Here is a 26,152-nt window from a genome sequence, read left to right as displayed (position 1 = left end):
CCGACGTTGACTGAAGTCGTTCGCCCTGACTCTCGGCTGAACTAAGGTCTTTTAGCACGGCGAGGCGGAGGCGCCAGCGATTACCTTGCAGCGCCCTATTTCGCGTCCTTGGTGGCAACCGCCTGGCGGTCGCGCGCGGCAGCAAGTTCGGCCTCGATCTTGGCACGTTGGTCCGGCGGCATGACCGCCTGATCGCGATCCGGCGGCAGATCGTGCACCGGCAGATAGCTACCGGCCTCCCTGGGATGCGCTTGCGCATCGGAAGGCGTCATATCCGCAAGCTGGCTCGAGCAGCCGCCCAAGGCCAGCGCCGCCATCAGCAGCGCGCCACAGGTCCGCCGCGACTTTTGCAGGTCCCTCAACGCCAACACTAGGGAAATCCCCACTTCGTACCAAAGCACGGCCCCGGGGCAATCTTACCCAAATCCGCGCCCAAGCTCAAACCATTGCTGCCCAAACGGTGCGAGCGAGAAAACAACCCCGGGACTACCAAGCCGAGCGGTGCGGCTCGATTGTGACGGAACCAAGAAAATTTGTCGCACTGCAACACATCTTCGAGAGTGTTTAACGCCAAACATGCGAGCTTCGCGGTGACGAATACGGAATGAATCGTTACTGTTCTGCTCATGAGTATGGCCACCACCGATACGCCCAAGCCCGAGACGAAGTTCGATGCGGAAGCCTTCGCGATGAATGTCGCGCTGGCGATGGAAAGCGGCGGCAAGGCGCTCGCCGCGTACCTGAAGCCGCGCGAGAGCGGCGAGGTGCAGGATCGTCCGCCGGCGGAGCTTACCGAGGTTATCAAGTCCTTCACCGCCGTCGCCGAATACTGGCTGTCGGATACGTCGCGGGCCTCCGAGCTCCAGACCAAGCTCGCCAAGGACTATCTCGACCTCTGGGGCTCGGCGGCGCGCCGCATGGCCGGTCAGGACGCACCGCCCGCGATCGCGCCCTCGCCGCGCGACAAGCGCTTTGCCGATCCGGAATGGAAGTCGAACCAGTTCTTCGATTTCATGATGCAGCTTTACCTGCTCACGACCAAATTTGCGCAGGAGCTTGTGCGGGACGCCGAGGGGCTCGATCCGCAGACCCGCCGCAAGGCCGAGTTCTATGTCCAGCAGCTCACCAACGCGATGTCGCCCTCCAACTTCGTGCTGACCAACCCGGAAGTGCTGCGCGCGACGGTGGCCAGCAGCGGCGAAAATCTCGCGCGCGGGCTGAAGATGCTGGCCGAGGACATCGCCGCCGGCAAAGGCACGCTGAAGATCCGTCAATCCGATCCAGACAATCTCGTCGTCGGCGTCAACATGGCGACGACGCCGGGCAAGGTGATCTACCAGAACGAGATGATGCAGCTGATCCAGTATGCGCCGGCGACGGAGAACGTGCTGCGCACGCCGCTCCTGATCATCCCGCCCTGGATCAACAAGTTCTACATCCTCGACCTCAAGCCGGAGAAATCCTACATCAAGTGGTGTGTCGATCAGGGCATCACCGTGTTCGTGATCTCATGGGTCAATCCCGACAAGCGGCTAGGTGCCAAGAGCTGGGAAGACTACATGAAGGAAGGCCCGCTCACGGCGATGGACGTGATCGAGAAGGTCACCGGCGAGATGAAGGTGCACACAGCGGGCTATTGCGTCGGCGGCACCATGCTCGCGACCACGCTGGCCTGGCTCGCCGAGAAGCGCCGCCAGCGCGTTGCGTCCGCGACGTTCTTCGCGGCACAGGTCGACTTCACCCATGCCGGTGATTTGCTCGTGTTCGTCGACGAGGAGCAGATCGCATCGCTCGAGCAGGACATGAAGGCGGCGGGCGTGCTCGAAGGCTCGAAGATGGCGATGGCCTTCAACATGCTGCGCTCCAACGATTTGATCTGGTCCTATGTCGTCAGCAATTACCTCAAGGGCCAGCAGCCGAGCGCGTTCGACCTGCTGCACTGGAATTCCGACGCGACGCGCATGACCGCGTCGAACCATTCGTACTATCTGCGCAATTGCTATCTCGAGAACCGGCTCTCGACCGGCACGTTGGTGCTGGACAACACCTTGCTCGACCTCTCCAAGGTCATGGTGCCGATCTACAATCTCGCAACCCGCGAGGACCATATCGCGCCGGCGGAATCGGTGCTGTACGGCTCCCAGTTCTTTGGCGGCCCGGTGAAATACGTGCTGTCCGGCTCGGGCCACATCGCCGGCGTGGTCAATCCGCCTGCCTCGAACAAATACCAGTACTGGACCAACGACAACGTGAAGTCGGCCAATGTCGCCGAGTGGATGAAGGGCGCGGTCGAGCACAAGGGCTCGTGGTGGCCGGACTGGCGGCAATGGCTGGGCGCGCTCGATCCCGAGGAAGTCCCGGCCCGCACGGTCGGCAGCGATGCGTTTCCCCCGATCGAGGACGCGCCCGGCAGCTATGTCAGGGTTCGCGCATAGCAGAATCTTCCGCGCTTTCGTATAAGCTCCACGCCTGCGGCAGAAATTGATGAGGGGACCGGGTTATGACGCGTGAATTGTTCTGGCTGACACTGACGGTGGTCCTGACCGGAATCCTGTGGATTCCCTACACCATCAACCGCTGCCAGATTCGCGGTCTCGGTGGCGCGATGGCCAATCCCTCGCGCACCGACAAGCCGCAGTCGGAATGGGCGAACCGCCTCATGTTCGCGCATGACAACGCCGTCGAGAACCTCGTGCTGTTCGCGCCGCTGGTGCTGATCCTGAACGCGATCGACTACTCCTCGAAATGGACGGTGCTTGCCTGCGCCGTCTATTTCTGGTCGCGCGTCGCGCATCTGATCGTCTATGCGATGGGCATCCCCGTCTTCCGCACCCTGGCCTTCACCGTCGGCTTCATCGCGCAGGCCGTGCTGGCCGTCGCGATCTTCAAGGTGGTTTGATCGCAGCTCCGATGGCTTAGCGGCTGCAACAAAGGGGTAAAATCCTCGAAAGCCTGCCTCGGCTGCTGGTGTTGCCGAAGGATGACAGTGCGACAAAAACCGGGATGCCATCCTTGGGCTGCCACGAAGGATTGGCCATCCACAGGTATATTTGGTCATCGCATTGATGATTCGGGGCAGATATGAATTGGAAGATTGCATCCGCGCTCGCCGGACTCTCGCTCGCAGCCGTGACGACCCAGGCCAGTGCCGCCGATCTCGCCGCACGTCCCTACACCAAGGCGCCGCCGATGATCGCGGCGATCTATGATTGGAGCGGCTTCTACATTGGCGCCAACGGCGGCTATGGCTCGTCACGCAATTGCTGGGACCAGACGGTTGGTTTCGCACCCGGCGTTGCGGAAGGCTGCCATGACGCGACGGGTGCCGTCGCCGGCGGCCAGATCGGTTATCGCTGGCAGAGCAGCGCCTTCGTGTTCGGCCTTGAAGCGCAGGGCGACTGGGCGGATCTCTCCGGCCGGAACGCCAGCGCCGTGGCCGGCGTCGCGAACCGCACCCGTGTCGATGCTTTCGGCCTGTTCACCGGCCAGGTCGGCTACGCCTGGAATAACGCACTGCTTTACGTGAAGGGCGGCGCCGCCGTCACCCGCAACCGCTACCGCGGCATCGGAACGGGCGGTCTGGCCGGAGCCGAGTTCGACGGTGCCGACGACACCCGCTGGGGCGGCACGGTCGGTGTCGGCATCGAATACGGCTTCGCCCCGAACTGGTCGGTCGGCCTCGAATACGACCATCTGTTCATGGGCCGCCACGACGTCACGCTCACTTCCAACGGCGCGCTGACGCCCGTCGGCACGTTCTCACGCACCGACCGCATCGGCCAGGACGTCGATTTGATCACCGCCCGCATCAACTACAAATTCGGCGGCCCGATCATCGCGAAGTACTGAGAAGGCGCCCTCGCAGCCGTCATTCCCGGGCTGGTCGCGCCTGCGCGGCCGAAGCCGCTTCGGTGAGGCCAAGGCCACGGACATACACGGTCTCACTCGACCGCGGCGGTGGGCTTCGTCGCGCAGGCCGTGCTGGCCGTCGCGATCTTCAAGGTGGTTTGAGATCAGGCCTCGTCGTTTTAGATCAGGCCTTGCGAACGACGAGATGCAGCATGTTCGCCGGCGTCTCGTCAAAGCTCCGGATCACGTTCCTGTCCGACGACAGCGTGATCCATGGACCCGCGCTGGCGTAGGTCGCCTCGAGCCATTCTGGCGACGCATAATTGTAGTAACGCCCGAGGCTGTCCCGGCCGTCGCCCTCGCCCATCTTGTAGCTGGCATAGAACACGCCTGACGGCCTGAGCGCGCGATGAATCCGCGCCAGGATGCCGGCGAGTTCGTCGCGCGGTACGTGCAGGAGACAGGCGCTGGCCCAGACGCCGTCATAGGCCTCGTGCGCGTCAAGCTGGTCGAACCGCATCGCCTCGACGGCATGACCGAGCCGCTGCGACGCGATCTCGGCCATTTCAGGCGAGCCGTCGGTGGCGCGCACCGAAAAACCCTCGGCCAGCATCACCGCCGAATGATTGCCGGCGCCACAGCCGAGCTCGAGGATCGAGCCCCCGGACGGCAGCATAGCGAGAAAGCCTCGCAGCCGCGTCGAGGGCGCCTTCGCCCAGTCCGCATAGGACCGGGCGTTGCTCCGATAGAATTGCAGAGTCCCTTCGTCCACGGCGACCACTCCGATCAGGGAAACAGCGCGATCTGCTCCAATCCAGCGGTCTCGGGAAATCCGAACATCAGGTTCATGTTCTGGATCGCCTGACCGGCCGAGCCCTTCACCAGATTATCGAGCACCGAAATCACGATGGCGCGGTTCTTGATCCGGTCGGCGATGACACCGATCTGGACATAGTTCGAGCCGCGTACGTTCTGGGTCTGCGGCAGCACGCCCTTATTGACGACATGCACGAAGGGCTCGTTTGCGTAGGCTTGCTCGAGGGCGGCCCGCAAATCGTCCGGCGTCGCGCCGTTGAGCTTGACGTAGGACGTGCAGAGTTCGCCCCGCGACATCGGTATGAGATGCGGCGTGAAATTGACGGTCACGCTCGCGCCCGCCGCGACGCCGATCTCTTGTTCGATCTCCGGCGCATGCCGGTGCGTGCCGACCGAATACGGCGAAATCCCCTCGCCCGCCTCGCTGAACAGCGTGTTCTGCTTCAGGCCGCGTCCGGCGCCCGTGACGCCTGATTTGGCGTCGATCACGATGTCATCGACGTCGATCAGTTTTGCTTTCGCCAGCGGCACCAGCGCCAACAGCGCTGCCGTGGGATAGCAGCCGGGACAGGCAACCAGCCGCGCCGCGGTAATCTTCTCCCGGTAGAATTCGGTCAGGCCGTAGACGGCTTCGCCCTGCAACTCGAGCGCCTGATGTTCGTGGCCGTACCACTGGGCGTAGGTTTCCTTGTCGCGCAGCCGGAAATCGGCGGACATGTCGAGGACCTTGATCTTCGGGTTGGCCTTCAGCACGGCCGCGATGATCTGCTGCGTGGTGCCGTGCGGCAGCCCGCAGAACACCGCGTCGAGCTTGGTCCAGTCGACCTTTTCCCATTCCACGAGTTGGGGCAAATCCAGCATGAAGAAATGCGGAAACACCTCGCTCATGGCCTTGCCGGCGTGGGTGTTGGCGGTGAGTGCCGTGATTTCCGCATTCGGATGCCGCGCCAGCAGACGCACCGCATCCGCGCCGGTGTAGCCGGACGCGCCGAGAATGCCGATTTTCTTCGAACTCATCACACGTTCCTTTCAAGCGTCGCTGGATCGTCTTGCCGGAGTAGAAAGTTGCAGCGTCGCTTCGTCCACCGGACTGGTCTCGCGGGCAACGCTTATCGGCTACTCGTCGGCAAGGCCCAGCATCAGCCGCATGTTCTGCACGGCCGCGCCGGACGCGCCCTTGCCGAGATTGTCGAGCCGGGCGACCAGCACCGCTTGGTGGTATTTGTCGCTGGCGAAGACGTAGAGCTCGAGCATGTTGGTTTCGTTGAGCGCTTCCGGCTCGAGCTTGCCGCCCTTGGTCGCCTCGTTCTGCAACGGCATCGCCGAGACGTATTTCGAGCCGGCGTAACGCTTTGCCAGCGCCGCCTGGAGATCGGCGCCGCTGGGCTTGCCGGGCAGCGAGTCGAGCTGGAGCGGCACCGACACCAGCATGCCCTGCCGGTAGTTGCCGACCGACGGGATGAAGATCGGCCGCCGCGCCAGGTTCGAATAGAGCTGCATCTCCGGCAAATGCTTGTGCTCGAAGCCGAGGCCGTAGAGTTCGAACGACGGCGCGCTGCCGTCTTCGAAACTCGCGATCATGGACTTGCCGCCGCCGGAATAGCCGCTCACCGCATTGACGGTGACGGGATAGTCCGCCGGCAGAAGGCCGGCATCGACGATCGGTCGCAGCAGCGCGATCGCGCCGGTCGGATAGCAGCCGGGATTGGAGACCTTCTTCGCAGCCTTGATCTTGCCGGCCTGATCCGGCGTCAGTTCCGGAAAGCCATAGGCCCAGTCGGGCGCGACCCGGTACGCGGTCGAGGCATCCAGCACCTTCGGGCCCGACGGCCCCATGCTGTCGATGAGCGCAACCGTTTCCCTGGCAGCATCGTCCGGCAGGCAGAGGATGACGAGATCAACCTCCTCCATCAGCGCCTTCTTGGCTGCGGGATCCTTGCGCTTGTCGTCGGCAATCGTCTTCACGACCACGTCGCTCTGCAGCTTCAGCCGCTCGTTGATGCCGAGCCCGGTGGTGCCGGAGCCGCCGTCGACGAAGACCGTGGCGGGCTTTGTCGCAGCGCCCGTCTTCGGGGCATTTTTGGTGTCAACGAGGCTGGCTTCAGAAAAGGTCATGGCGCGTTCCTTTCGAGCATGTTGGTTTCGGATGCGAAGGCCTCCGGCCTTACGTCCTGCATCAGTTGCGCGATCTCCCTGGCGTCGGCATGGGCTTGCGCGCCAAGCGCATTGGCGATCGCCGTATAGTCGGCGTCGGACTTGTGCTGGTTGAGCTTGAAGCTGGCTTCGACCTCTTCAACCGTCATGACCAGACCCACTATTCCCTTCTTCAACGCCTCGAGCCGCCCGGCCGTCATCTTGCCTGAGGTCCACGGCTTCTTCGGCAACAGCCAGCTCTCGAACTTGTCGCTGAGCGTATCGATTTGCACGGCCAGTTCACCGTCCGACAACAACCGCACCGGCCCGGTCAGATGGACCGACTGGTACAGCCAGGTCGGCACCTGATCCGGCGAGACGTACCAGTCCGGCGACACGTAGGCATCGGGACCGTTGACCGCGAGCAGCCAGGAGGTCGTCCCGTCCGCAAGCTTTAGCAGCGGATTGTGACGGGCGACATGAAAGGCAGCCTGCGGCGTGCCGTCCGCGGCATAGGTCAAATAGAACGGCAGCGGCGAGGCGACCGGCTTGTGGCCGTCGAACGCGCACATGGTGCCGAAGCCGCGCGTGTCGGCGAATTTCAGGCTCGCGGCGCGGTCCTGCTTGAAAAAGGGTGGCGTGTACATCGTAGTCTCCTGCTGGCCTCCTTGGTGGCCGCCGGATCAGATCGCACTGACAGGAGAGAGAATGCCGCGGATCGGATCCAGCGGCAAAGACGATGATCTCAAACGCGATCGACCGCCCAAACCGCAAAGCTGCGGCGGCGGCGACGGGCGAACAAAATGGTCGCGGCGTTGATCATGGCGCGGGGCTATAGGGCCAGTTGCGGTTCGCGTCAAGGTTCGGACGTCACACCACCCGCCAGATCCATTCCATGATCTTCGCGATCACGTCTCCGAACAGCAGCAGCGCCGCCGACCAGATCAGCGCCGAGACGAAATTGGCGGCCTGGAAACTCCAATACGGCATCTCGAAAATGCCGGCTGCGAGCGGCACGGAGGCACGCAACGGGCCGAAGAAGCGGCCGATGAAGATGCTCGGCACGCCCCAGCTGCGCACGAAAGCCTCACCCCTGGGCAGGAGTTCCGGATAGCGCGAGAGCGGCCACATCTGGGCGACCTTCTCCTTGTAGCGATAGCCGAACCAATACGAGACCCAGTCGCCCAGCGCCGCGCCGATGCCGCCAGCGATCCAGACCGGATAGAAGCTGATGCCACTCGCGCCGATCAGCGCGCCGATCGCAACCAACGCGCCCCAAGCCGGGATCAGCAGCGAGATGAAGGCAAGCGACTCCCCGAAGGCGAGCATGAACACGATGGGAGCTGCCCATGTCTGGTGAGCGCGCACGAAATCAGCGAGCCCGTGCGCAAACTGCTCCATTCAAAAATAGCCTTTCCGTCCTGCCCGAAGGTGCTGCTCGATGAAAAGGACTGGTAAGCCAAGGACTTGTGTGACATCAAGTCACAAACTCCGGTCCAGGCTGGACCGGACCGTCAAATTGCCGGGATTTGATGGGGCTGCGGCGTAAAATCGCCGGGATTGGCTCCCAACCACACCGCCCGACCCGCCCTGCGATAACCTTTCCAGGCGAGAAGTGGCATAGTCGCGCCAACCGATTCGCCGCTCATGCGGCCCTCAAAACGCATAAAGATATATGTCCAAGCAGTTGAAGCCCAAAGCAAAAGACGATTTTTTCGGCGGCGATGAGCCCAAGCCCCGCGCCGCCAAGGTGACCCCGCGCGCGGGCGGCGCCGAGGCCGACTACACCGCAGCCGACATCGAGGTGCTCGAAGGTCTGGAACCGGTGCGCCGCCGGCCCGGCATGTATATCGGCGGCACCGACGAGAAGGCGCTGCATCACCTCTTCGCCGAGGTCATCGACAACTCGATGGACGAGGCGCTGGCGGGGCATGCGACCTTCATCGGAGTCGAGTTGAGCGCGGACGGCTTTTTGACCGTCACAGACAACGGCCGCGGCATCCCGATCGATCCTCATCCAAAATTCCCGAAGAAGTCGGCGCTCGAAGTCATCATGTGCACACTGCACTCGGGCGGCAAGTTCGATTCCAAGGTCTACGAGACCTCGGGCGGCCTGCACGGCGTCGGCATATCCGTGGTGAACGCCCTCTCCTCGCTGCTCGAGGTCGAGGTCGCGCGTAGCCAGAAACTCTACCGCATGACGTTCGAGCGCGGGCACCCGAAGGGCAAGCTCGAGGATCTCGGCAAGATCAACAACCGCCGCGGAACCCGCGTGCGCTTCAAGCCGGACACCGACATCTTCGGTGCCAAGGCCGCGTTCAAGCCGCAGCGCCTGTTCAAGATGACGCGTTCGAAGGCGTATCTGTTCGGCGGTGTCGAGATCCGCTGGAATTGCGCGCCCGAACTGCTCAAGGGCGTCGACGACGTGCCGGCGGAAGCCACGTTCCACTTCCCCGGCGGCCTCAAGGATTATCTGGCGGCCGCGATCCATGCCGACACGCTGGTGCATCCCGACATCTTCTCCGGCAAGTCGGGCCGCAACGGCGCGCATGGCGCCTGCGAATGGGCCGTTGCCTGGACCGCGGATGCCGACGGCTTCCTGTCTTCCTACACCAACACCGTGCCGACGCCCGACGGCGGCACGCACGAATCCGGCCTGCGCAGCGCGCTGTTGCGCGGTCTGAAGGATCACGCCGAGCGCGTCGGCCAAGGCAAGCGCGCGTCGTCCATTACGTCTGAAGACGTGATGGTGGGTGCTGCCGTGATGCTCTCGGTGTTCGTGCGCGAACCTGAATTCCAGGGCCAGACCAAGGACCGTCTCGCCACCGCCGAAGCGCAGCGCATCGTCGAACAGGCGATGAAGGACCCGTTCGACCATTGGCTGTCGGGCAATCCGAACCAGGCCAACAGGCTGCTCGACTTCGTGATCGACCGCGCCGAGGAGCGGCTGCGCCGCCGGCAAGAGAAGGAGACCGCGCGCAAGACGGCCGGCAAGAAGCTGCGCCTGCCCGGGAAGCTCGCCGATTGCAGCGATGCCGGCCTGGACGGCTCGGAACTCTTCATCGTCGAGGGAGACTCGGCCGGCGGCAGCGCCAAGCAGGCGCGTGACCGCAAGACCCAGGCCGTGCTGCCGCTGCGCGGCAAGATCCTCAACGTCGCGTCCGCCGGCAAGGACAAGTTGACGGCGAACACGCAGCTCGCCGACCTCGTGCAGGCGATCGGCTGCGGCATGCTCGCGCAGTATCGCGAGGAGGATCTGCGCTATCAGCGCATCATCATCATGACCGACGCCGATGTCGACGGTGCCCACATCGCTTCGCTGCTGATCACCTTCTTCTATCGGCAGATGCCGCGGCTGATCGACGAAGGCCACCTTTTCCTCGCCGTGCCGCCGCTCTACAAGCTGACCAACGGCACGAAGTCGGTCTACGCCCGCGATGACGCGCACAAGGCAGCGCTGATCAAGAGCGAGTTCAACGCCAACGCCAAGGTCGAGGTCAATCGCTTCAAAGGCCTCGGCGAAATGATGCCGGCGCAGCTCAAGGAAACCACCATGGATCCGGCAAAGCGGACCATGCTGAAAGTGGTTCTGCTCGCCGACGACCGCGACACCACGGCGGATTCGGTGGAGCGCCTGATGGGCACCAAGGCCGAAGCGCGCTTCGCGTTCATCTCGGACAAGGCCGAATTCGCCAATGACGATTTGCTGGACGTCTGATCCGCAGGCGCTGCCCGGTCGTATCCCATCCTGAGCCCCGGCATGAAGCCCGGGGCTCTTTTGTTTTTGGGACGACAACCGCTCTTTCCCCGCCGATCCTGCCCGCCGATCTTGCCCGACCACCCGGCCAACGGTCGGCCTCGACTTCGCTGATTCCGGCCTCGTCGCATCGCGACTCGGCCAACGACTCACCCAGCCAGGCTGATGCAGGATTGCCTCCATATCGGACAAAGCCGGATTTGCTAACGAGAAGTTACCAAAACACAGATCGCAAAATTCTGAATAACGCATTGATAATGCAGGCATATTGTATATTTCGACAACGACGCTCAGAATCCCCGCCGTGCGGCGTTTCCCGGCGACTGTGCCTGCTCTGCAACAGCATTTCGGAGAGAAGCAGGTATAGTCCGGAACATCAGATCACACGGACTTCAGTGCGCTCGCGCCTGCCAGACAGACCAAAGCTTGGGGATTTTAAGATGAAGAAGATTTTGCTCGCACTGACCGCGGTTGCCGCGATGACCGGTTCGGCCTCGGCCGCTGACCTTGGCGCCCGTCCCTACGTGAAGGCCCCGATGGCAGCTCCCGTCGCCAGCTGGACCGGCTTCTACCTCTTCGGCGGCGCCGGCGGCGGCATCTCGGCCTCTGACCAGACCATTCTTTCGACCCCGACGGGCCTGCCCCTGACGATCGCACAGCGCCAGGGCGCTTCGGGCTGGTTCGGCACCGTCGGTCTCGGCTACGACTGGCAGTTCAGCGGCACCTGGGTTGCCGGCGTGTTCGCCGATGGCCAGTTCGGCAGCATCAGCGGCACCGTTCAGGATCCGATCCTGAGCCTCACCGGCAAGCAGAAGCTGGAAGACTCCTGGGCCGCCGGTGTGCGCCTCGGCTGGCTGGTTGCCCCGAATGTTCTCTCCTATGTCAACGGCGGTTACTCGGGCGCCCATTTCGGCAGCACGAACTTCACGAACCTGGGCGGCGTTGCATCTGGCGTGCATCTCAACGGCTATAACCGCAACGGCTGGTTCATCGGCGGCGGTGTCGAGAACAACCTGAACATCTTCGGCATCCAGTCACCTGGCTGGTTCATGAAGACCGAGTATCGTTCGGCCTTCTACGGTGCGAAGACCCGGGACGAGATCTCCGACGCCACCAACCTGCCGACCGGCATCAACAGCATCCGCGCCAACAGCTGGAACCAGACGATCTCCACCTCGCTGGTCTACCGCTTCAACTGGACCGGTCCGGTCGTCGCGAAGTACTGATCCGAACGCAAGTTCAGACGTCAAAGCCCCGGCATCGTCCGGGGCTTTTTCGTTTGGGGTGATGAAGAGCCCAAGCCGGCCTTCGGCAATCCGAACGCTCGCCTCGGTCCTCGTCCCTAACCATTGTATCCCCATCGAAGCCCGCTACTGTGTAGGCCAAGCTTTCGGGAGCGCAGACGTCATTGACGGACCGCGTGTCACGACAGAAGCAGACCAATGGGGAGGAATGCATGCGCAGATTCCTGCTGATCGCAGGCCTATTTGCCCTCGCCGTCGGGCTGCTCTGGATCGGACAGGGCACGGGCACCGTCGCGTGGCCGCGATCGAGCTTCATGGTCAACCAGTTGCAATGGGCCGGCTATGGCGCAGCCATGGCCGGCTTCGGGCTGGTGCTGATCTGGCAGAGCAACCAATAGAAGAAACCAGGGAATAGCAGCATGACATCCAGTCGGTTCGATCTCCGCGGCAAGGTTGCGATCGTCACGGGAGGCAATGGTGGCATCGGGCTCGGCATGGCCCGTGGCCTCGCCGACGCCGGCGCCAACATCGCCGTGGTCGGACGCAACGAAACCAAATCCGCCGCCGCCGTTGCCGATCTCAGCCAACGCGGCGTGAAGGCGATCAGTGTTCCCACCGATGTTACCGACAAGGCGGCCATCGCCGCGATGGTCGATCGCGTCGTCGGGGATCTCGGCCGCATCGACATCCTCATCAACAATGCCGGCATGAGCATCCGCAAGCCGCCGCACGAGCTCGAGCTCGACGAGTGGAATACGGTGATCAACACCAACCTCACCAGCGCCTTCCTGTGCTCGAAGCTGGCCTATCCGGCGCTGAAGGCGTCCGGCAACGGCAAGGTGATCAACATCGGCTCGATGATGTCGATCTTCGGCGCGAGCTTCGCAACGGCCTATGCGGCGAGCAAGGGCGGCATCGTTCAGTATACGCGCGCCTGCGCCAATGCGTGGGCGCCCGACAACATCCAGGTCAATGCCATCCTGCCGGGCTGGATCGACACCGACCTGACCCGCGGTGCGCGGCAGCAGGTATCAGGATTGCACGAGCGGGTGCTGGCACGCACGCCTGCGGGGCGGTGGGGCGACATCGACGACTTCGCCGGCATCACGGTGTTCCTTGCCTCGTCCGCCTCCAACTTCGTCACCGGCACCGCGATCCCCGTCGACGGCGGGTTCTCGGTGATGGCATAGGCGTACACGAATAAATCTGCACACAAAAAAGAAGCCCCGGACAATGCCGGGGCTTTAAAATTTGGGCAGTGATCGTCTTTTATGGCTGCTTGGTCGTTCGTTGACCCACTCAGTAGCGGGCGATGACAGGCGCGTCGAACTTGTAGCTGGCGCGCACGACGGCCCACTGGAGGTCGCGCGGCTTGGCATCGAAGCTGTAATTGCCCGACGTGCCGCCAAGTTGATAAGTCTGGCTGGCGAAGGCCGCGTAATTGTACTCGAGGCCGACGATCCAGTTGCGGGTGATGCCGTATTCCCAGCCGGCACCGACGGTCCAGCCGTTGGCCCAATGGGTCTGGCCGCCAGAACCAGTGGCCACGCCGACGGTATCGGTGACCGACAGACGGTTGTTCACGCCGGCATAGCCGCCCTTGATGTAGAACAGGTTGTTCTGCAGGGCGAAGCCCGCACGACCGACGACGGTCGCAAGCACATTGGCGCGCCAGGAGAACACGTCGTCACCCGCGCCGAACGCGGTGTTCAAGAACGAGCCCTTGTTGTCGAGGCCCGAGATCGTGCCTTCCATACCGAACACGTAGTTGTTGGCCTGCCAATTGTAGCCGATCTGGGCGCCGCCCAGGATGCCGGAGTTGCGCTGACGGTAGCCCTGGCCCGGGGTCAGATCGCCGAACGGCGCACCGGTCCCGTTGTTGATGAACTGCTCGTTGGTCCATGCGCCGCCGATGTGGCCGCCGACATAGAAGCCGGTCCAGTTGAACATCGACTCCATATAGGCCGGCGCCTTTGTGTAGGGCCGTGCACCGAGATCGGCGGCGGAAGCGGCGCCGGTCGAAACCAGAGCGGTCGTGCAGGCGAAGGCGGCAATCAACTTGTTACGCATGGTACACCCCGTGTCCTTTGATGGGTGCACGCTCACACGCAGGTCTTACTCAAATTTGAATCAAGACAGTTAAGACGTCGGATTGGCAAGCAGCGTGCCTTGAATCCGTTTGCGCTGTTGCACGCAGGCAACGCGCCGAGCGCGATTTAACGCCGCGTTATCCCTACCGGGTCCTTGCGCTACCGTGCCGGCGCAGCCTTCGACTGCACGTGCTCAGGCCGGACGCCAAGGGCGAGCAGGCGCGCCGGAATGCCCTGGAGCCACGGCAGCGCGGTGATGAGGCGCAGGACCAGCGGCACTTTCAGCGGCCGGTCGCCGCCCTGCAAGGCGCCGCTGATGATGTTGTTCTGCACGACCATCTGCATTCGCTGCGTCATCTTCACCGGGAATTCGCGGCGACGGCGCACGGCATCGAGTTCGTTCTCCGACGGGCAGCCGCGCTGCAGCTTGTCCGCCAGCAGGTTTGCGGTCGCGACCGCATCCTGCACGGCGAGATTGACGCCGACGCCGCCGACCGGCGACATCGCATGTGCGGCGTCGCCGATGAGAAGCAGGCCCGGCCGCGTCCAGCGCGGCAGACGGTTGATCGCGACGGTGAGCAGCTTGACGTCGTCGAAACTCTTCACATCGGCAATGCCGCCCTTCAGGATCGGCGCCATGCGGACGACGTCGTCGAGCAGCGCCTGCAATCCCCTCGCCTTCACCGCGTTGTATTGTCCCTTGGCGATGACATAGGCGCACTGCCAGTAGTCGCCGCGGTCGAAGGTGATCATCATCTTGCCGGGCTCGACGCGCGCGAACAGGTTCTCGGTTTCGTTCGCCTTGCGTCCGACGCGGAACCACAGCACGTCCATTGGCGCGCCGATCTCCTCGACCTCGAGGCCGGAATGCTGGCGCACGGTCGAATGCCGGCCGTCACAGGCGATGGTGAGATCGGCTTCGATGTCCACGATGCCGTCAGGCGTCTTCGCCTGCACGCCGGCGATGGTCTCGCCGTGGCGGATCAGATCGACCGCCTCGGTGTTCATCATCACCTTCAGCGAGGCGAAGCGCTGGCCGGCCTCGCGCAGGAAATTCAGGAAATCCCATTGCGGCATGAAGGCGATGAAGGGGTACTTGGTGCGGAGGCGGCTGAGATCGGCGATGCGAACGGGGGTACCGCCGAACAGGCCGTCCATCTTCTGCAAGCGCTGATGCGGCAGCTTCAGGAATCCGTCGATCAGGCCGAGCTCGTCCATCACCTGGAGCGTCGAGGGATGCACGGTGTCGCCGCGGAAGTCGCGGAAGAAATCCGCATGCTTCTCCAGCACCACGACATCGATGCCGGCGCGCCCCAGGAGATAGCCGAGCATCATGCCCGCCGGTCCGCCGCCGACGATGCAACACCGCACTTTCAGCGAGGCGCCTTCGGGATTCTGCGACGTATCGGGTTTCACGGCCGGGTCCTCATCTAGGGTCAAGGTTTCTGTGCAGTGCAGCAAGCAAGAATCATTTGCCGCAGTTGTGAATGGCCGTTAGCCTTGTCGCCAATTCCGACTCATTGAGGAAATTGCAGTGCAGACAATCCTCATACTGCTCGGCGTCTGGATCCTGATCAACGTGCTTTTCGTCTTGATCATGATCGCACCGCGCAGGCCGCCGCTTGCGCCGGTGCGCATCGAGCAGAACGGCTACCCGTACGAGGAGTAGGAGAAGCTCCTGCTGCGCCGCGTCATCGCCTCGACCGCGATGGGCGCGTTCTTCTCGCTGACTCCGCCCTTGATCGAGGCCGTCAAGCGCTTCATCAGGAAGCGCCGCGAATGGCTGCGGCGGACGCGGCCTGCTCGACACCTCAGTTGTTGCTGCGGTTCGCGCTGCGGAAGCTCTTGATCTCCGACACGCTGCCGTCGCGATAGGTCAGCTCCACCGAGATGAACTGCGTTGCCGGCGCGAGCTTCATGTAGAGCGGCATGCCGGCGCTGATCGCGCTGGGATCGCGCATGTCGCAGCCCGGCATCTTCAACACCTGGTTCGGAACGGCGGTGTCGATGCCGATGCGCACCTCGCGGATGGCGCAGCGATAGGACACGAGGTGCGTGTAGTAGACCAGCAGCCCGTTGAACTCGCGGAATGACAGCCAGCTCGTCGCGGTCATGTCGAGGATCTTGCGCTGGTCGCGGATCAGCGCGGCTTCGGGATCGAACCTGATCGGGAACGGGCCCTGCATGTCACCGGACTGGTCGACATAGCGGACCTCGATGGTGCCGGCCTGCGCGTCCGGCGGCAATTCGATCGACGGGTTCGGCATCCTCTTGCGCGTACGCGGGTCGAGCGTATCGATGAAGCCGGTTTCGCGGAAATCGCCATTGCCGGCCATGCGCCAGGAAACGCCGAGCGTCGGATCGGCAAAGGAGAACACCACGCTCCAGCCGCCATTGTGGCGCGAGAAGCTCGCGATCGGCGCGTTGGTGGTCTCCTCCTTCGGCACGCGCGGCACCGAGACCGGTGGCAGCGCCGCGAGCTTCTGCGCCGGTGGGTCGGCCGGGCGCGCGGCGGCATCCTTGGCGATGCCGCTGAGAAAGACGTCGTCGACCATCTGATCGAAATAGACCGGCACCTGCCTGTGCTTGACGGTGTCGGCCATCTCGCTGACGAGACGGCGCGTACGCTGCGCCACTTGCACCAGGTTCTCGCCGGGCTGGAGCAGCTCCTTGGCGAAGGTGCGCGTGAACACTGAATTGGGATTGGCGTCGTCGTTCGAGAGGCGGTCGAGCGCGGTCTGGCGCGGGCCGGCCGAGAAGACCGAGAACACGCCTTCGGGCAGCTGCACCATCGGGGCAAGCCCGCCGCCACCGGCGACGGCGCGGGTACCCTTGCGCTCGAACGGGTTGTTGCGGCAGGCGTCGAACACCAGGATCGAGGTTCGCGCCTTCTTGTTCTGGAGGCGCTCGACGATGCGATCTGCCAGGATGGAGGCGTCACGCACCAGCTCTTCCTGCCCTTCCGTCGCCGCCGGCACGTCCGTCGGCAGCAGATAGTTCTGGCCAGCAATCTCGAAGCCGTGGCCGGCATAGAAGAAGAACGCGGTGTCGCCGGGCTCGATCATCCGATCGAACGCGAGCAGCGTCTCCGAAAATTGCTGCCGGCTCTGGTTTTCAGCGACCATCACCGCGAAGCCGAGCTGCTTCAGCGTATCGCCCATGGTGCGGGCGTCGTTGACCGCCTTGAGCAGCTTCGGAACGTTCCTGTAGTCATTGTTGCCGACGACGAGCGCAACGCGCTTCTCGGCACAGGCGGGAAGCGCGAAACCGCTGAGGCCCGCCGCGAGGCCAAGCGCTGCCAGTACTCTGAAAAGCCGACGCGTCATCGAAAATCCCTCAAGAACGGCCCCACGCCGGTTCCCTCGAACAGCGGTTCATGGGAACCGCGTCGTTGATGTGATAGTCGGCCCAGCCACATCGCTGGTTCAACAGCCCTGAGGACTCAGGTCTGTCGTCCAGCTATGGTAGATGCCACCGGAATTTGCTTTTTCTCGGTCAATTCTTGTGGGCAATTCCGCTGGAAGTGGGGGCCGCTGTGTATTGCTGGTGCACCGACGAGGTCGAGCCGCACGACCGCTTCGACTTTTGGCGCGAGGTGCGCGCCAAGGGCCTGTTCGGCGTCACCGTCGAACTCGAGCGCGAACGCCGCGCGGACTTCTTCGGCGAATTCTCGCTGCACCAGCTTGGCGGAGCCGGCCTCGTCGAACTGAAGGCCTCGCACTACACGGTCGAGCGCAGCACGACTGACATCGCTGACGCGCCGGGCGACAGCCTCTGCGTCTATCAGCAGCTCGGCAGCGGCGCCTGGTTCGGCGGCATGCGCGGCAGCGACTTCACGATCGCCAATGGCAGCTTCGCCACCAGCCATACCGACCAGCCCTATCGCGCGGCACCGCTGGGCGCGGGAGGCTTCCACCTGCGGATCCTGAAGATTCCCTTGAGCGGCCTCTCCACGCAGGACAAGCGCATGCGCGAGCTTGCGCCTCGGACGTTCGACGATCCCGGATTGAAGCCCCTGCTCGACGCCTGCTTCGCCGATCTCGGCGAGGTTGCCGCGGGTGATGACGGCGCCGCCGATGCCGCTTCCCTCGTCGAGGCTTTAGCCCATCTGGCGCTGATCGAGCGCGGCATCGTGCGGCCCGGCAGCCGCCTCGGGCAGGCCGCGCTGCGGACCGCCCGGCTCTCGCAGGCACGGCGCCTGATCGCGCGTCACCTGCAAGACCCAAATCTGGCGCCGACCATGGTGGCCGACCTACTCGGCGTCTCCGTGCGTCACCTGCATATGTTGTTCGAAGGCGCCGCCAGGAGTTTCTCGCAAACCGTGACCGACGAACGCCTGAACCAGAGCCGCCGCTTGATGCGCGAAGCCCCGGACCGGTTGATCGCCGACATCGCGACCTCCTGCGGCTTCGACAGCCTCGCGACCTATTACCGGGTCTTCAACGCCGCCTACGGGATGGCCCCCGGCGACTTCCGCGCGCAGGGGCCGGAGGGGCGTTAGCCGACGTTTGGGCAGCTCCGGCCGATCGCACGATTGGGCGGAAAACTGCAGCCGCGCCCGCTATTTGGGCGAAAACCTCAGGTTTTTTAGGGCCTTCCCGCGCCTGCTCCATTGACTTTGGCCGATTCCCGCCTATGTTCCGTGGCGACGCGGCTCAGATCGAAGAGCGATTCCTGAGCCTGGCGCTTTGTTCGCGTGAGTCAGCACCCCCAGCTTCTTTGAGAGCGCGCCGTTTCGGGGTGGAACGCGACAGCCTTATTACCCTCGATTCCGAACGGCGGTTTCGACCAGAGGCTCAATGTCTTTTACCCATCTCGGACTATCCGAAAAAGTCCTCGCCGCAGTGGCGGCCACCGGTTACACCACCCCCACCCCCATTCAGGAACAGGCGATCCCTCACGTCCTCGCTCGCAAGGACGTGCTCGGCATCGCCCAGACCGGCACCGGCAAGACCGCGGCCTTCGTGCTGCCGATGCTCACCATTCTCGAGAAGGGCCGCGCCCGGGCGCGCATGCCGCGCACCCTGATCCTAGAGCCGACCCGCGAACTCGCGGCGCAGGTGAAGGAAAACTTCGACCGCTACGGCGCGGGCCAGAAACTCAACGTCGCCCTCCTGATCGGCGGCGTTTCCTTCGGCGACCAGGATGCCAAGCTGACGCGCGGCGTGGACGTGCTGATCGCCACTCCAGGCCGCCTGCTCGACCACACGGAGCGCGGCGGCCTGCTGCTCACCGGCGTCGAGCTGCTCGTCATCGACGAAGCCGACCGCATGCTGGACATGGGCTTCATTCCGGACATCGAGCGCGTCTGCAAGCTCGTCCCGTTCACGCGGCAGACCCTGTTCTTCACCGCGACCATGCCGCCGGAGATCCGGCGCATCACCGAAACCTTCCTGCACAATCCGCAGAAGGTCGAGGTATCGAAGCCCGCCACCACCGCTGTGACCGTTACGCAGTGTCAGGTCCCGGCCGGGCGCGAGGCGCACGAGAAGCGCGAGCTGCTTCGCCGATTGCTGCGCGAGGCCAAGGATCTCCAGAACGCGATCATCTTCTGCAATCGCAAGCGCGAGGTCGCCGTCGTTCACAAATCGCTGCAAAAGCACGGCTTCAGCGTCGGCGCGCTCCACGGCGACATGGACCAGTCGGCCCGCACAGCGGCACTCGAGCAGTTTCGCAAGGGCGAGCTGCCCCTGCTGGTCGCATCCGACGTCGCCGCCCGCGGCCTCGACATCCCCGAGGTCAGCCACGTCTTCAATTTCGACGTTCCCCACCATCCCGACGACTATGTCCACCGCGTCGGCCGCACCGGTCGCGCAGGCCGGTCCGGCATGGCGATCTCGCTCGTCACGCCGCTCGACCAGAAGTCGATGGTGGCGATCGAGAAGCTGATCGGCCAGACCATTCCGCGCGCCGAAGGCGATTTCGAAATCCGCACCGACGCTTCCGATTCGAGCGAGCGTCCGCGCGAGCAGCGCGGCCGTGAACGTTCACGCGGCGGACGCGGCAAGCCGCAGCGCGGTCGCGATCGTGAGCGCAGCCACGAGCCGCGCGAAGCGCGTGGCGAGGCACAGCCTTCAGCCGAAGCACGGTCCGCTCCCGAGGCAAGGCCCGCTTCCGAAGCAAGGCCCGCGCGCGAGGCCAGGCCTTCGCGTGAAGCCAGACCTCCGCGTGACGCCAGGCCGCCGCGCGACGCCAAGCCATCATCCGAGCCGCGTGACGGTGCGCGCCAGCAGCCCAATCCGTCGCATGTGCCGTCGATCGGCCGTCCCGAGCCGCGCCGTCAACGCGAGGCCGACAGCGAGCCGGGCGACCACTCGCATCTGCCGGCCTTTCTGCTGCGTCCGGTTCGCTCCCCCGCCGGTGCCTGAAGCGCGGTGCGCGCCCGGCTTTGGTTGAATAAAGCCGGCGCGCACTTTTTCGGATGCATTCGTGGACGTATATTTACGGGGCGTTCACGATCGTCCGTTAGCCTACGAACATAATTTAAGTATTGCTGCGGTCGACGGCGCGCCGATCGTTGTGGGGTATGTTCCGTGGTCAAGGTGCTCGACGAACACGAACGCACGATGGCGTTCGCCGAGGTAGCGCTCGGTCAAATCCGATCGCTACGGCAGACGGCAATTCCCCGCAATTACGAGATCTGGTTCGTCTACGCCACCGGCTACAACGCCCCGCTCAACAAGATCATCAACGAGACGCTCGCGCGCAGCGGCAAGCTGACCGAAGCCGATCTCGATCAGATCTACGAGACCTATCTCTCCCACATCAAGACCACCGACCGCATCGACAAGGTCGGCGCGCGCGTCATCGGCGAGATCGACGACGTCATGAAGGTTCTCGGCGACGCGCTTGGGATGACCGGCTCCTACGATGCCAGCCTGTCCGGCGCGACCGAAAAGCTGTCATCGGCCAAGAGCCGCGAGCAGATCAAGTCGATCGTCGAGACGCTGCTGCGTTCCACCAGCGAGATGCGCGAGACCAACAAGGCGCTGGAAGACCGGCTGACGCTCTCGAAGAGCGAGATCAGCAACCTCCAGCAGAGCCTGGAGGCGATCCGCGCCGAGAGCCTGACCGATCCGCTGACGGGGCTCGGCAACCGCAAATATTTCGATCGCATGATCGACATGGCCGTGCAAGGCGCGCTCGCCTCCGGCGAGCCGCTGTCGCTGCTGCTGGTCGACATCGATCATTTCAAGTCGTTCAACGATTCCTACGGCCATCTCACCGGCGACCAGGTGCTGCGGCTGGTCGGTCTGTCCCTGAAGCAGACCATCAAGGGCCAGGATATTACCGCGCGCTATGGCGGTGAGGAATTCGCGGTCGTGCTGCCCAACACCGCGCTGCGCCAGGCTCTGACGGTGGCCGATCACATCCGCCGCGCGGTGATGGCCAAGGAATTGAAAAAGAAGTCCACCGGCGAAATCCTCGGCCGCGTCACCGTCTCCGTCGGCGTCTCCATGCTCAAGCAGGGCGACGACACCGATGCGCTGATCGAACGGGCGGATGCCTGTCTCTACGCCGCCAAACGCAACGGCCGCAACCGCGTGATCTGCGAGGCCGACCCGGAATTCGCGGTCGAGACGCACAACCGGGTGGCGTGACGCCGAACCGGCTCACCGCGCTTGACATTATGCCCTGACGAACGACATCTCCCTCGCCGTCTCGAGGCGCCCGACTGCGCGCATCCGGAGGACTTGTCGTCTTGCCCAACCCGCATGATTTTCACACGCCCCAACCGTCCTATACCAGGGACGAGCTACTGAGATCGAGCGAGGGCGGCTATTTCGGCCCGGGCAATGCGCAATTGCCGTCACCGCCGATGCTGATGATGGATCGCATCACGGAGATCAGCCTGGACGGCGGCGCGTTCGGCAAGGGCCACATCGTCGGCGTGCTCGACATCGCCCCGGGCCATTGGTTCTTCGATTGCCACTATCGCGGCGACGCGACGATGCCGGCCTCTCTGGGGCTGGATGCCATGTGGCAGATGGTCGGCTACTGGCTGGGATGGTCGGGCTCGCCGGGCAAGGGCCGCGCCATCGGCGTCGGCGAAGTCGCGTGCACAGGCGAGGTCACCCCGAACGCGCAACGCGTGCGCTACGAAGTCGCCATGCGGATGGTCCGGCGCGGCAAGCTGGTGCTCGGAATTGCCGACGGTCGCGTGCTTGCCGACGGCATCTGCGTCTTCACCGCCAAGGACATGCGGGTTGGGCTGACCAAGGCCGTGGAGTGAACCTCAAGCCCTTCGCGTGGCGCGCTTGCTGGCCGGGCCCTTCTTGCCGACTTTCTTCGCCGCTTTCGCAGGCTTGGCGACCTTCTTCGCTGGCTTCTTTACCGCCTTCTTCGCCTTGGGCCGCTTCTTCACCTTGCCGCGCTGGGCGGCCGCGAGCGCCGCCCTCGCCCATTGCGCAAGCTCCTCGGAATCGTCGAACAGGCGTGCGGGCAGCTCCCAGTAGGAGTTCACCAGCACCGTCTTGGCGCGGGTCGAGTACTGGAATGGCTTCGAGCCTTCCGCCTCATAGTCCGGGATGGTCATCTCGTCGGCGCGGAAAAACAGGCCGGCACGCAGGGACAGCGCGAAATTGATGCCGTCGGCGGAGATGCCGTAGCCGGAAAACATTTTCCGAATGGCGACGGGGCCGAAATCGGCGAACAGGTCGATCAGGAATTCGCGGTCCATGGCTGAACTGTTTCCCTGTCGTCGTCCTGGCGAAAGCCAAGACCCATTACCACAGGAGGGAGTTTAGCGAAGACTGCCGGTCGTGCCAGCGTCGGTATTGGCACCGACGATCACCGCGAGATCACCCGGTATGGGTCCTGGCCTTCGCCAGGACGACAGCGGAGTGATTTGCGAGAAACGGGCTACCCGTCGATCTGCGCCGGGCGCAGCTCGACCGACTCGCCGCAGCCGCAGGCGGAGATCTGGTTGGGGTTGTTGAAGACGAACTGGGCCTGCATCTTGTCGGCCTTGTAGTCCATCTCGGTTCCGAGCAGGAACAGCACGGCCTTCGGATCGACCAGGATCTTGACGCCCTTGTCCTCGACGACCTCGTCGGTCGGGCGGACATCGTGGGCGTATTCGACAGTGTAGGACTGTCCGGCACAGCCGCCGTTCTTGACGCCGACGCGCAGGCCCACGATCTCGGAATCGGCCCGCTGGGTCAGCTCGCTGATGCGCTGGGCAGCAGCGTCCGTCAGCCGCATCACCTGCGGGCGGGGCCGCCGCGGCTTTGGAGTGGATGCTGGTGTCGAGCCCGACGATATCTGTGTCATGTCAGTGATGTGGTCCGTTGCCGAGCAAATTCAATGCCAAGGATCGAAAGCAGGTTACGCGTCACCACATGTTGAGCACGAGGCGGGCCTCGTCGCTCATGCGTTCCGGCGTCCAGGCCGGCTCCCAGACCACCTTGACGTCGACTACGCCGACGCCGGGAACACTGGCGACCGCGTTCTCGACCATGGTCGGCAGCTCACCGGCGGCCGGACAATTCGGCGTCGTCAGCGTCATCTGCACGTCGACCGAGCGATCGTCCTTGATCTCGACCTTGTAGATCAGGCCGAGCTCGTAGATGTCGGCCGGGATCTCCGGATCAAACACGGTCTTGAGCCCGGCGATGATCTCGGTGGTCAAACGCTCGGTCTCTTCAGGCGGCAGCGCCGACCGGGTTTCCATCGGATTGGCTTTGATTTCGGCCGTGTCACTCATGCGAACAAATCCCGCGCCTTCAACAGCGCCTGTGCCAGATGATCGACTTCTTCCCGCGTATTATACATGCCGAAAGACGCCCGGCATGTGGCTGTGACGTTGAACCGCTCTAAAAGCGGCATCACGCAATGGGTGCCGGCGCGCACCGCGATGCCCTGGCGGTCGATCACGGTGGCGACGTCATGGGCGTGCGCTCCCTTGAGCTCGAAGGAGATCACCGGGCCCTTGCCCCGCGCCGTGCCGATCAGCCGCAGCGAGTTGATCTCGCGCAGCTTGTCCTGGGCGTAGGTGACGAGATCGTGCTCGTGCGCGGCGATGCGCTCCTTGCCGACCGAATTGACGTAGTCGATGGCGGCGCCAAGCCCGACCGCCTCGACGATCGCGGGCGTGCCGGCCTCGAATTTGTGCGGGGGATCGCCATAAGTGACGACGTCGCGCGAGACCTCGCGGATCATCTCGCCGCCGCCGTTAAACGGGCGCATCGCGACGAGGTGGTCGTACTTGGCCCAGAGCACGCCGATGCCGGTCGGACCATAGACCTTGTGGCCGGTGAAGACGTAGAAGTCGCAGCCGAGGTCCTGGACGTCGACGGGCAGATGCACCGCGCCCTGGCTGCCGTCGACCAGCACGGGAATGCCGCGGGCGTGGGCGATCTTCACGACGTCCTTGACCGGGACGATGGTGCCGAGCGCGTTCGACATCTGGGTGATCGCGACCAGCTTGGTCTTCGACGTCAGCAGCTTTTCGAATTCATCGATGAGGAAATTGCCCTCGTCGTCGACCGGCGCCCATTTGATCACGGCGCCATGGCGTTCCCTGAGGAAATGCCAGGGCACGATGTTGGAGTGGTGCTCCATGATCGAGATGACGATCTCGTCGCCTTCTTTGATGTTCGGCTCGCCCCAGGACGAGGCGACGAGATTGATCGCCTCGGTCGCGTTGCGGGTGAAGATCACTTCCTCGGTCCGGGCAGCGTTGATGAACTGCGCCACCTTGATGCGGCCGCCCTCATAGGCTTCGGTCGCGGCATTGGCGAGGTAATGCAGGCCGCGATGCACGTTGGCGTATTCGGAGGTATAGGCCTGCGTCATGCGATCGAGCACGGCGCTCGGCTTCTGTGCAGATGCAGCGTTGTCGAGATAGACCAGCGGCTTGCCGTAGATCTGCATGGCCAGCGCGGGGAAATCCTCGCGCACGCGCGCAACGTCGTAGGCGCCGTTCTTGACTGCCGGATGCGTGCTCATTGGCGCCGCTCCAGCCAGCGCTCGGCAATGCCGATCACGTGCTCGCGCAGATCATCGTCGGCGATCTGCTCGATCGCCTCTCCGACGAAAGCCTGGATCAGCAGCGCCTGGGCCTGCTTCTCCGGCAGGCCGCGCGCCTTCAGATAGAACAGCAGGCTGTCGTCGAGCGCACCGGCGGTGGCGCCGTGGCCGCAGGAGACGTCGTCAGCAAAGATCTCGAGCTCGGGCTTGTTGTCGGCCTCGGCTTCGTCCGAGAGCAGCAGCGCCCGGATCATCATCTTGCCGTCGGTCTTCTGCGCGTCGGGACGAACGATGATGCGGCCCTGGAACACCGAGTGCGCACGATCGTCGATCACGGCACGGAAGACCTCGCGGCTCACACAATTCGGCACGACGTGGTCGACGACCAGGGTGGTGTCACCATGTTCGGTCTTCTGCAACAGGTTCACGCCGTTGACGGAGAGCTCACTGCCCTCGCCTGCCAGCGTGATGAAGCCTTGCAGGCGGCTGACGGCCGCACCGGTGGTCATGTTGAAGAAATTGAGTTTTGTATTCGCGCCAACCGTGACGAATTGCGAGGTGATGTTCACCGCATCCGGTGAATCATCCATCAGGCGGATATGCGCGACGTCGGCGTTGTCGCCGACGGAGAGGATGACGGCATCGTTGACCTGGTAAGCCTTGGCGCCGGCCGCGACAAAGCTCTCGATGATGGTGGCGCGAGCGCCCTTCCCGACCACGACCTGCGAGCGGGTGAACGTCGATGCCGTAGCAGCGATCGCGATGTGGATGATCTGGATCGGCGCGGACAGCTGCACGCCGTCGGCGATATCAAGCACGACACCGTCGGTCGCCATCGCGGCGTTCAGCGCGATCACAGCATCGGTAGCTGCAGTCTTCAGCAGCCCGGAATCCTTCTCCAGCGTCTCCCGCAATGTCTTAAAGCTCGCCTCGGAGGCGAGCGCCTTGACGTCGGAGAGATCGGGAGCGAACACGCCGTCGACCAGCACCAGCTTGCGGGCACCCGCGATCGCATGCGCCTTCACCGCGTCCGCGGCGCGCTTCAACGCAGCCGCATCAGGTGCAGCCGCGAGCGGCAGCACCTCGCCGACCAGCGCGCGCAGATCGGTGTACTTCCATTCTTCGATCCGGCGGTGCGGCAGGCCGAGACGCTCATAGGTCTCGAACGCCTCGCGGCGCGCTGCGATCACGGAAGGCGAACCCGGCAGACGGCCTTCGGCGCTGGCGAAGAGATCGCTCACCGCGCGGCCGTTCCCGGTCTTTGCCACAGCAACGTTCATCTCAAACAATCC

26 protein-coding genes are annotated in these 26,152 nt (G+C 63.9%); 12 read left to right on the top strand and 14 right to left on the bottom strand.

Translation table 11 applies throughout. The features are described 5' to 3' along the window. Positions 1-95: 95 nt before the first annotated feature. Positions 96-371, bottom strand: a complete 276-nt coding sequence (locus AC0L2F_RS23895) for a hypothetical protein (RefSeq protein ID WP_473250068.1) — start codon at positions 369-371, stop codon at positions 96-98. A gap of 255 nt (positions 372-626) precedes the next feature. Here AC0L2F_RS23895 and AC0L2F_RS23890 point away from each other — a divergent pair, with 255 nt between their 5' ends. The 3 genes from AC0L2F_RS23890 to AC0L2F_RS23880 all read left to right on the top strand — a co-directional run bounded on the left by AC0L2F_RS23890 (position 627) and on the right by AC0L2F_RS23880 (position 3,849). Further along, the gene (locus tag AC0L2F_RS23890) at positions 627-2,435 is read left to right on the top strand and encodes a PHA/PHB synthase family protein (RefSeq protein ID WP_473250067.1); all 1,809 of its coding nucleotides are present in this window, start codon (positions 627-629) and stop codon (positions 2,433-2,435) included. Positions 2,436-2,500: 65 nt separating this feature from the next. After that, positions 2,501-2,899, top strand: coding sequence for an MAPEG family protein (locus AC0L2F_RS23885; protein ID WP_007609879.1), 399 nt, complete (start codon positions 2,501-2,503; stop codon positions 2,897-2,899). A gap of 182 nt (positions 2,900-3,081) precedes the next feature. Then, positions 3,082-3,849: an outer membrane protein gene (locus AC0L2F_RS23880; RefSeq protein WP_473250066.1), complete on the top strand. Its 768-nt coding sequence runs from the start codon at positions 3,082-3,084 to the stop codon at positions 3,847-3,849. A gap of 184 nt (positions 3,850-4,033) precedes the next feature. On the opposite strand, the gene AC0L2F_RS23875 is transcribed toward AC0L2F_RS23880, so the two are convergent. From AC0L2F_RS23875 to AC0L2F_RS23855, 5 genes are all read right to left on the bottom strand, one after another. Next, positions 4,034-4,621, bottom strand: coding sequence for a class I SAM-dependent methyltransferase (locus tag AC0L2F_RS23875; protein WP_473250065.1), 588 nt, complete (start codon positions 4,619-4,621; stop codon positions 4,034-4,036). A 14-nt stretch (positions 4,622-4,635) separates the two neighbouring features. After that, positions 4,636-5,682, bottom strand: a complete 1,047-nt coding sequence (argC, locus tag AC0L2F_RS23870; RefSeq protein WP_473250064.1) for an N-acetyl-gamma-glutamyl-phosphate reductase — start codon at positions 5,680-5,682, stop codon at positions 4,636-4,638. 99 nt (positions 5,683-5,781) lie between these two features. Continuing rightward, complete coding sequence (argC, locus tag AC0L2F_RS23865) at positions 5,782-6,780, bottom strand: N-acetyl-gamma-glutamyl-phosphate reductase (RefSeq protein WP_473250063.1); 999 nt, start codon at positions 6,778-6,780, stop codon at positions 5,782-5,784. Then, positions 6,777-7,445, bottom strand: coding sequence for an FMN-binding negative transcriptional regulator (locus AC0L2F_RS23860; RefSeq protein WP_473250062.1), 669 nt, complete (start codon positions 7,443-7,445; stop codon positions 6,777-6,779). Before AC0L2F_RS23860 ends, argC (AC0L2F_RS23865) begins: the two co-directional genes overlap by 4 nt. A 223-nt stretch (positions 7,446-7,668) precedes the next feature. After that, positions 7,669-8,199: a DedA family protein gene (locus tag AC0L2F_RS23855; RefSeq protein WP_007609868.1), complete on the bottom strand. Its 531-nt coding sequence runs from the start codon at positions 8,197-8,199 to the stop codon at positions 7,669-7,671. Positions 8,200-8,473: 274 nt separating this feature from the next. Between AC0L2F_RS23855 and parE the strand changes: the two genes are divergently transcribed. The 4 genes from parE to AC0L2F_RS23835 all read left to right on the top strand — a co-directional run bounded on the left by parE (position 8,474) and on the right by AC0L2F_RS23835 (position 12,989). After that, positions 8,474-10,516: a DNA topoisomerase IV subunit B gene (gene parE / locus AC0L2F_RS23850; protein WP_473250061.1), complete on the top strand. Its 2,043-nt coding sequence runs from the start codon at positions 8,474-8,476 to the stop codon at positions 10,514-10,516. A 479-nt stretch (positions 10,517-10,995) separates the two neighbouring features. Then, a complete protein-coding gene (locus tag AC0L2F_RS23845; protein ID WP_473250060.1) occupies positions 10,996-11,781 on the top strand; it encodes an outer membrane protein in 786 nt (261 codons plus the stop codon). Positions 11,782-12,011: 230 nt separating this feature from the next. Next, on the top strand, positions 12,012-12,197 hold the full coding sequence (locus AC0L2F_RS23840; RefSeq protein ID WP_007609848.1) for a hypothetical protein: 186 nt from the start codon (positions 12,012-12,014) through the stop codon (positions 12,195-12,197). 21 nt (positions 12,198-12,218) lie between these two features. Next, complete coding sequence (locus AC0L2F_RS23835; RefSeq protein WP_473250059.1) at positions 12,219-12,989, top strand: SDR family NAD(P)-dependent oxidoreductase; 771 nt, start codon at positions 12,219-12,221, stop codon at positions 12,987-12,989. Positions 12,990-13,098: 109 nt separating this feature from the next. Here AC0L2F_RS23835 and AC0L2F_RS23830 read toward each other — a convergent pair whose 3' ends face one another. Then, positions 13,099-13,869 carry an outer membrane protein gene (locus AC0L2F_RS23830; protein WP_473250058.1) on the bottom strand — a complete coding sequence of 257 codons (771 nt, stop codon included), beginning with the start codon at positions 13,867-13,869 and terminating at the stop codon, positions 13,099-13,101. A 179-nt stretch (positions 13,870-14,048) separates the two neighbouring features. Further along, positions 14,049-15,305: an FAD-dependent oxidoreductase gene (locus AC0L2F_RS23825; protein WP_473250057.1), complete on the bottom strand. Its 1,257-nt coding sequence runs from the start codon at positions 15,303-15,305 to the stop codon at positions 14,049-14,051. 118 nt (positions 15,306-15,423) lie between these two features. Here AC0L2F_RS23825 and AC0L2F_RS23820 point away from each other — a divergent pair, with 118 nt between their 5' ends. Beyond that, positions 15,424-15,558, top strand: coding sequence for a hypothetical protein (locus AC0L2F_RS23820; protein WP_007591544.1), 135 nt, complete (start codon positions 15,424-15,426; stop codon positions 15,556-15,558). A 142-nt stretch (positions 15,559-15,700) separates the two neighbouring features. Here AC0L2F_RS23820 and AC0L2F_RS23815 read toward each other — a convergent pair whose 3' ends face one another. Next, positions 15,701-17,215, bottom strand: coding sequence for a caspase family protein (locus AC0L2F_RS23815; protein ID WP_473250056.1), 1,515 nt, complete (start codon positions 17,213-17,215; stop codon positions 15,701-15,703). A 209-nt stretch (positions 17,216-17,424) separates the two neighbouring features. Here AC0L2F_RS23815 and AC0L2F_RS23810 point away from each other — a divergent pair, with 209 nt between their 5' ends. The 4 genes from AC0L2F_RS23810 (at position 17,425) to fabA (ending at position 22,122) form a co-directional block, all read left to right on the top strand. Then, on the top strand, positions 17,425-18,390 hold the full coding sequence (locus AC0L2F_RS23810) for a helix-turn-helix transcriptional regulator (RefSeq protein ID WP_473250105.1): 966 nt from the start codon (positions 17,425-17,427) through the stop codon (positions 18,388-18,390). A gap of 298 nt (positions 18,391-18,688) precedes the next feature. Continuing rightward, positions 18,689-20,257 carry a DEAD/DEAH box helicase gene (locus AC0L2F_RS23805; protein ID WP_473250055.1) on the top strand — a complete coding sequence of 523 codons (1,569 nt, stop codon included), beginning with the start codon at positions 18,689-18,691 and terminating at the stop codon, positions 20,255-20,257. Between the two features lie 165 nt (positions 20,258-20,422). Next, positions 20,423-21,490, top strand: a complete 1,068-nt coding sequence (locus tag AC0L2F_RS23800) for a GGDEF domain-containing protein (RefSeq protein WP_473250054.1) — start codon at positions 20,423-20,425, stop codon at positions 21,488-21,490. A gap of 101 nt (positions 21,491-21,591) precedes the next feature. Continuing rightward, positions 21,592-22,122, top strand: coding sequence for a bifunctional 3-hydroxydecanoyl-ACP dehydratase/trans-2-decenoyl-ACP isomerase (gene fabA, locus AC0L2F_RS23795; protein WP_473250053.1), 531 nt, complete (start codon positions 21,592-21,594; stop codon positions 22,120-22,122). Positions 22,123-22,125: 3 nt separating this feature from the next. Here fabA and AC0L2F_RS23790 read toward each other — a convergent pair whose 3' ends face one another. The 5 genes from AC0L2F_RS23790 to sufD form a co-directional block, all read right to left on the bottom strand. Then, positions 22,126-22,569 (bottom strand): TfoX/Sxy family protein, encoded by a 444-nt coding sequence (locus AC0L2F_RS23790; RefSeq protein ID WP_473250052.1) that lies wholly within the window; start codon positions 22,567-22,569, stop codon positions 22,126-22,128. Between the two features lie 182 nt (positions 22,570-22,751). Continuing rightward, entirely contained in the window at positions 22,752-23,162 is a 411-nt protein-coding gene (locus tag AC0L2F_RS23785) for a HesB/IscA family protein (protein WP_007609828.1), read from the bottom strand. Positions 23,163-23,223: 61 nt separating this feature from the next. Beyond that, positions 23,224-23,595 carry an SUF system Fe-S cluster assembly protein gene (locus AC0L2F_RS23780; protein ID WP_007609827.1) on the bottom strand — a complete coding sequence of 124 codons (372 nt, stop codon included), beginning with the start codon at positions 23,593-23,595 and terminating at the stop codon, positions 23,224-23,226. Beyond that, positions 23,592-24,839, bottom strand: a complete 1,248-nt coding sequence (locus AC0L2F_RS23775; RefSeq protein ID WP_473250051.1) for a cysteine desulfurase — start codon at positions 24,837-24,839, stop codon at positions 23,592-23,594. The genes AC0L2F_RS23780 and AC0L2F_RS23775 overlap by 4 nt, the downstream gene beginning before the upstream one ends. Next, positions 24,836-26,140, bottom strand: coding sequence for a Fe-S cluster assembly protein SufD (sufD, locus tag AC0L2F_RS23770; protein ID WP_473250050.1), 1,305 nt, complete (start codon positions 26,138-26,140; stop codon positions 24,836-24,838). Before sufD ends, AC0L2F_RS23775 begins: the two co-directional genes overlap by 4 nt. Positions 26,141-26,152: the final 12 nt, after the last annotated feature.

It is taken from the genome of Bradyrhizobium sp. Ken64, from assembly GCF_055807555.1.
This window is presented reverse-complemented; position numbering and strand designations above follow the sequence as displayed.

Bases quoted from the DNA above. Each gene is read 5' to 3' on its own strand.
- AC0L2F_RS23890 (WP_473250067.1), top strand. From the start codon at position 627: ATGAGTATGGCCACCACCGATACGCCCAAGCCCGAGACGAAGTTCGAT.
- AC0L2F_RS23885 (WP_007609879.1), top strand. From the start codon at position 2,501: ATGACGCGTGAATTGTTCTGGCTGACACTGACGGTGGTCCTGACCGGA.
- AC0L2F_RS23880 (WP_473250066.1), top strand. From the start codon at position 3,082: ATGAATTGGAAGATTGCATCCGCGCTCGCCGGACTCTCGCTCGCAGCC.
- argC (WP_473250064.1), bottom strand. From the start codon at position 5,682: ATGAGTTCGAAGAAAATCGGCATTCTCGGCGCGTCCGGCTACACCGGC.
- argC (WP_473250063.1), bottom strand. From the start codon at position 6,780: ATGACCTTTTCTGAAGCCAGCCTCGTTGACACCAAAAATGCCCCGAAG.
- AC0L2F_RS23860 (WP_473250062.1), bottom strand. From the start codon at position 7,445: ATGTACACGCCACCCTTTTTCAAGCAGGACCGCGCCGCGAGCCTGAAA.
- AC0L2F_RS23855 (WP_007609868.1), bottom strand. From the start codon at position 8,199: ATGGAGCAGTTTGCGCACGGGCTCGCTGATTTCGTGCGCGCTCACCAG.
- parE (WP_473250061.1), top strand. From the start codon at position 8,474: ATGTCCAAGCAGTTGAAGCCCAAAGCAAAAGACGATTTTTTCGGCGGC.
- AC0L2F_RS23845 (WP_473250060.1), top strand. From the start codon at position 10,996: ATGAAGAAGATTTTGCTCGCACTGACCGCGGTTGCCGCGATGACCGGT.
- AC0L2F_RS23840 (WP_007609848.1), top strand. From the start codon at position 12,012: ATGCGCAGATTCCTGCTGATCGCAGGCCTATTTGCCCTCGCCGTCGGG.
- AC0L2F_RS23835 (WP_473250059.1), top strand. From the start codon at position 12,219: ATGACATCCAGTCGGTTCGATCTCCGCGGCAAGGTTGCGATCGTCACG.
- AC0L2F_RS23830 (WP_473250058.1), bottom strand. From the start codon at position 13,869: ATGCGTAACAAGTTGATTGCCGCCTTCGCCTGCACGACCGCTCTGGTT.
- AC0L2F_RS23815 (WP_473250056.1), bottom strand. From the start codon at position 17,215: ATGACGCGTCGGCTTTTCAGAGTACTGGCAGCGCTTGGCCTCGCGGCG.
- AC0L2F_RS23805 (WP_473250055.1), top strand. From the start codon at position 18,689: ATGTCTTTTACCCATCTCGGACTATCCGAAAAAGTCCTCGCCGCAGTG.
- AC0L2F_RS23790 (WP_473250052.1), bottom strand. From the start codon at position 22,569: ATGGACCGCGAATTCCTGATCGACCTGTTCGCCGATTTCGGCCCCGTC.
- AC0L2F_RS23785 (WP_007609828.1), bottom strand. From the start codon at position 23,162: ATGACACAGATATCGTCGGGCTCGACACCAGCATCCACTCCAAAGCCG.
- AC0L2F_RS23780 (WP_007609827.1), bottom strand. From the start codon at position 23,595: ATGAGTGACACGGCCGAAATCAAAGCCAATCCGATGGAAACCCGGTCG.
- AC0L2F_RS23775 (WP_473250051.1), bottom strand. From the start codon at position 24,839: ATGAGCACGCATCCGGCAGTCAAGAACGGCGCCTACGACGTTGCGCGC.
- sufD (WP_473250050.1), bottom strand. From the start codon at position 26,140: ATGAACGTTGCTGTGGCAAAGACCGGGAACGGCCGCGCGGTGAGCGAT.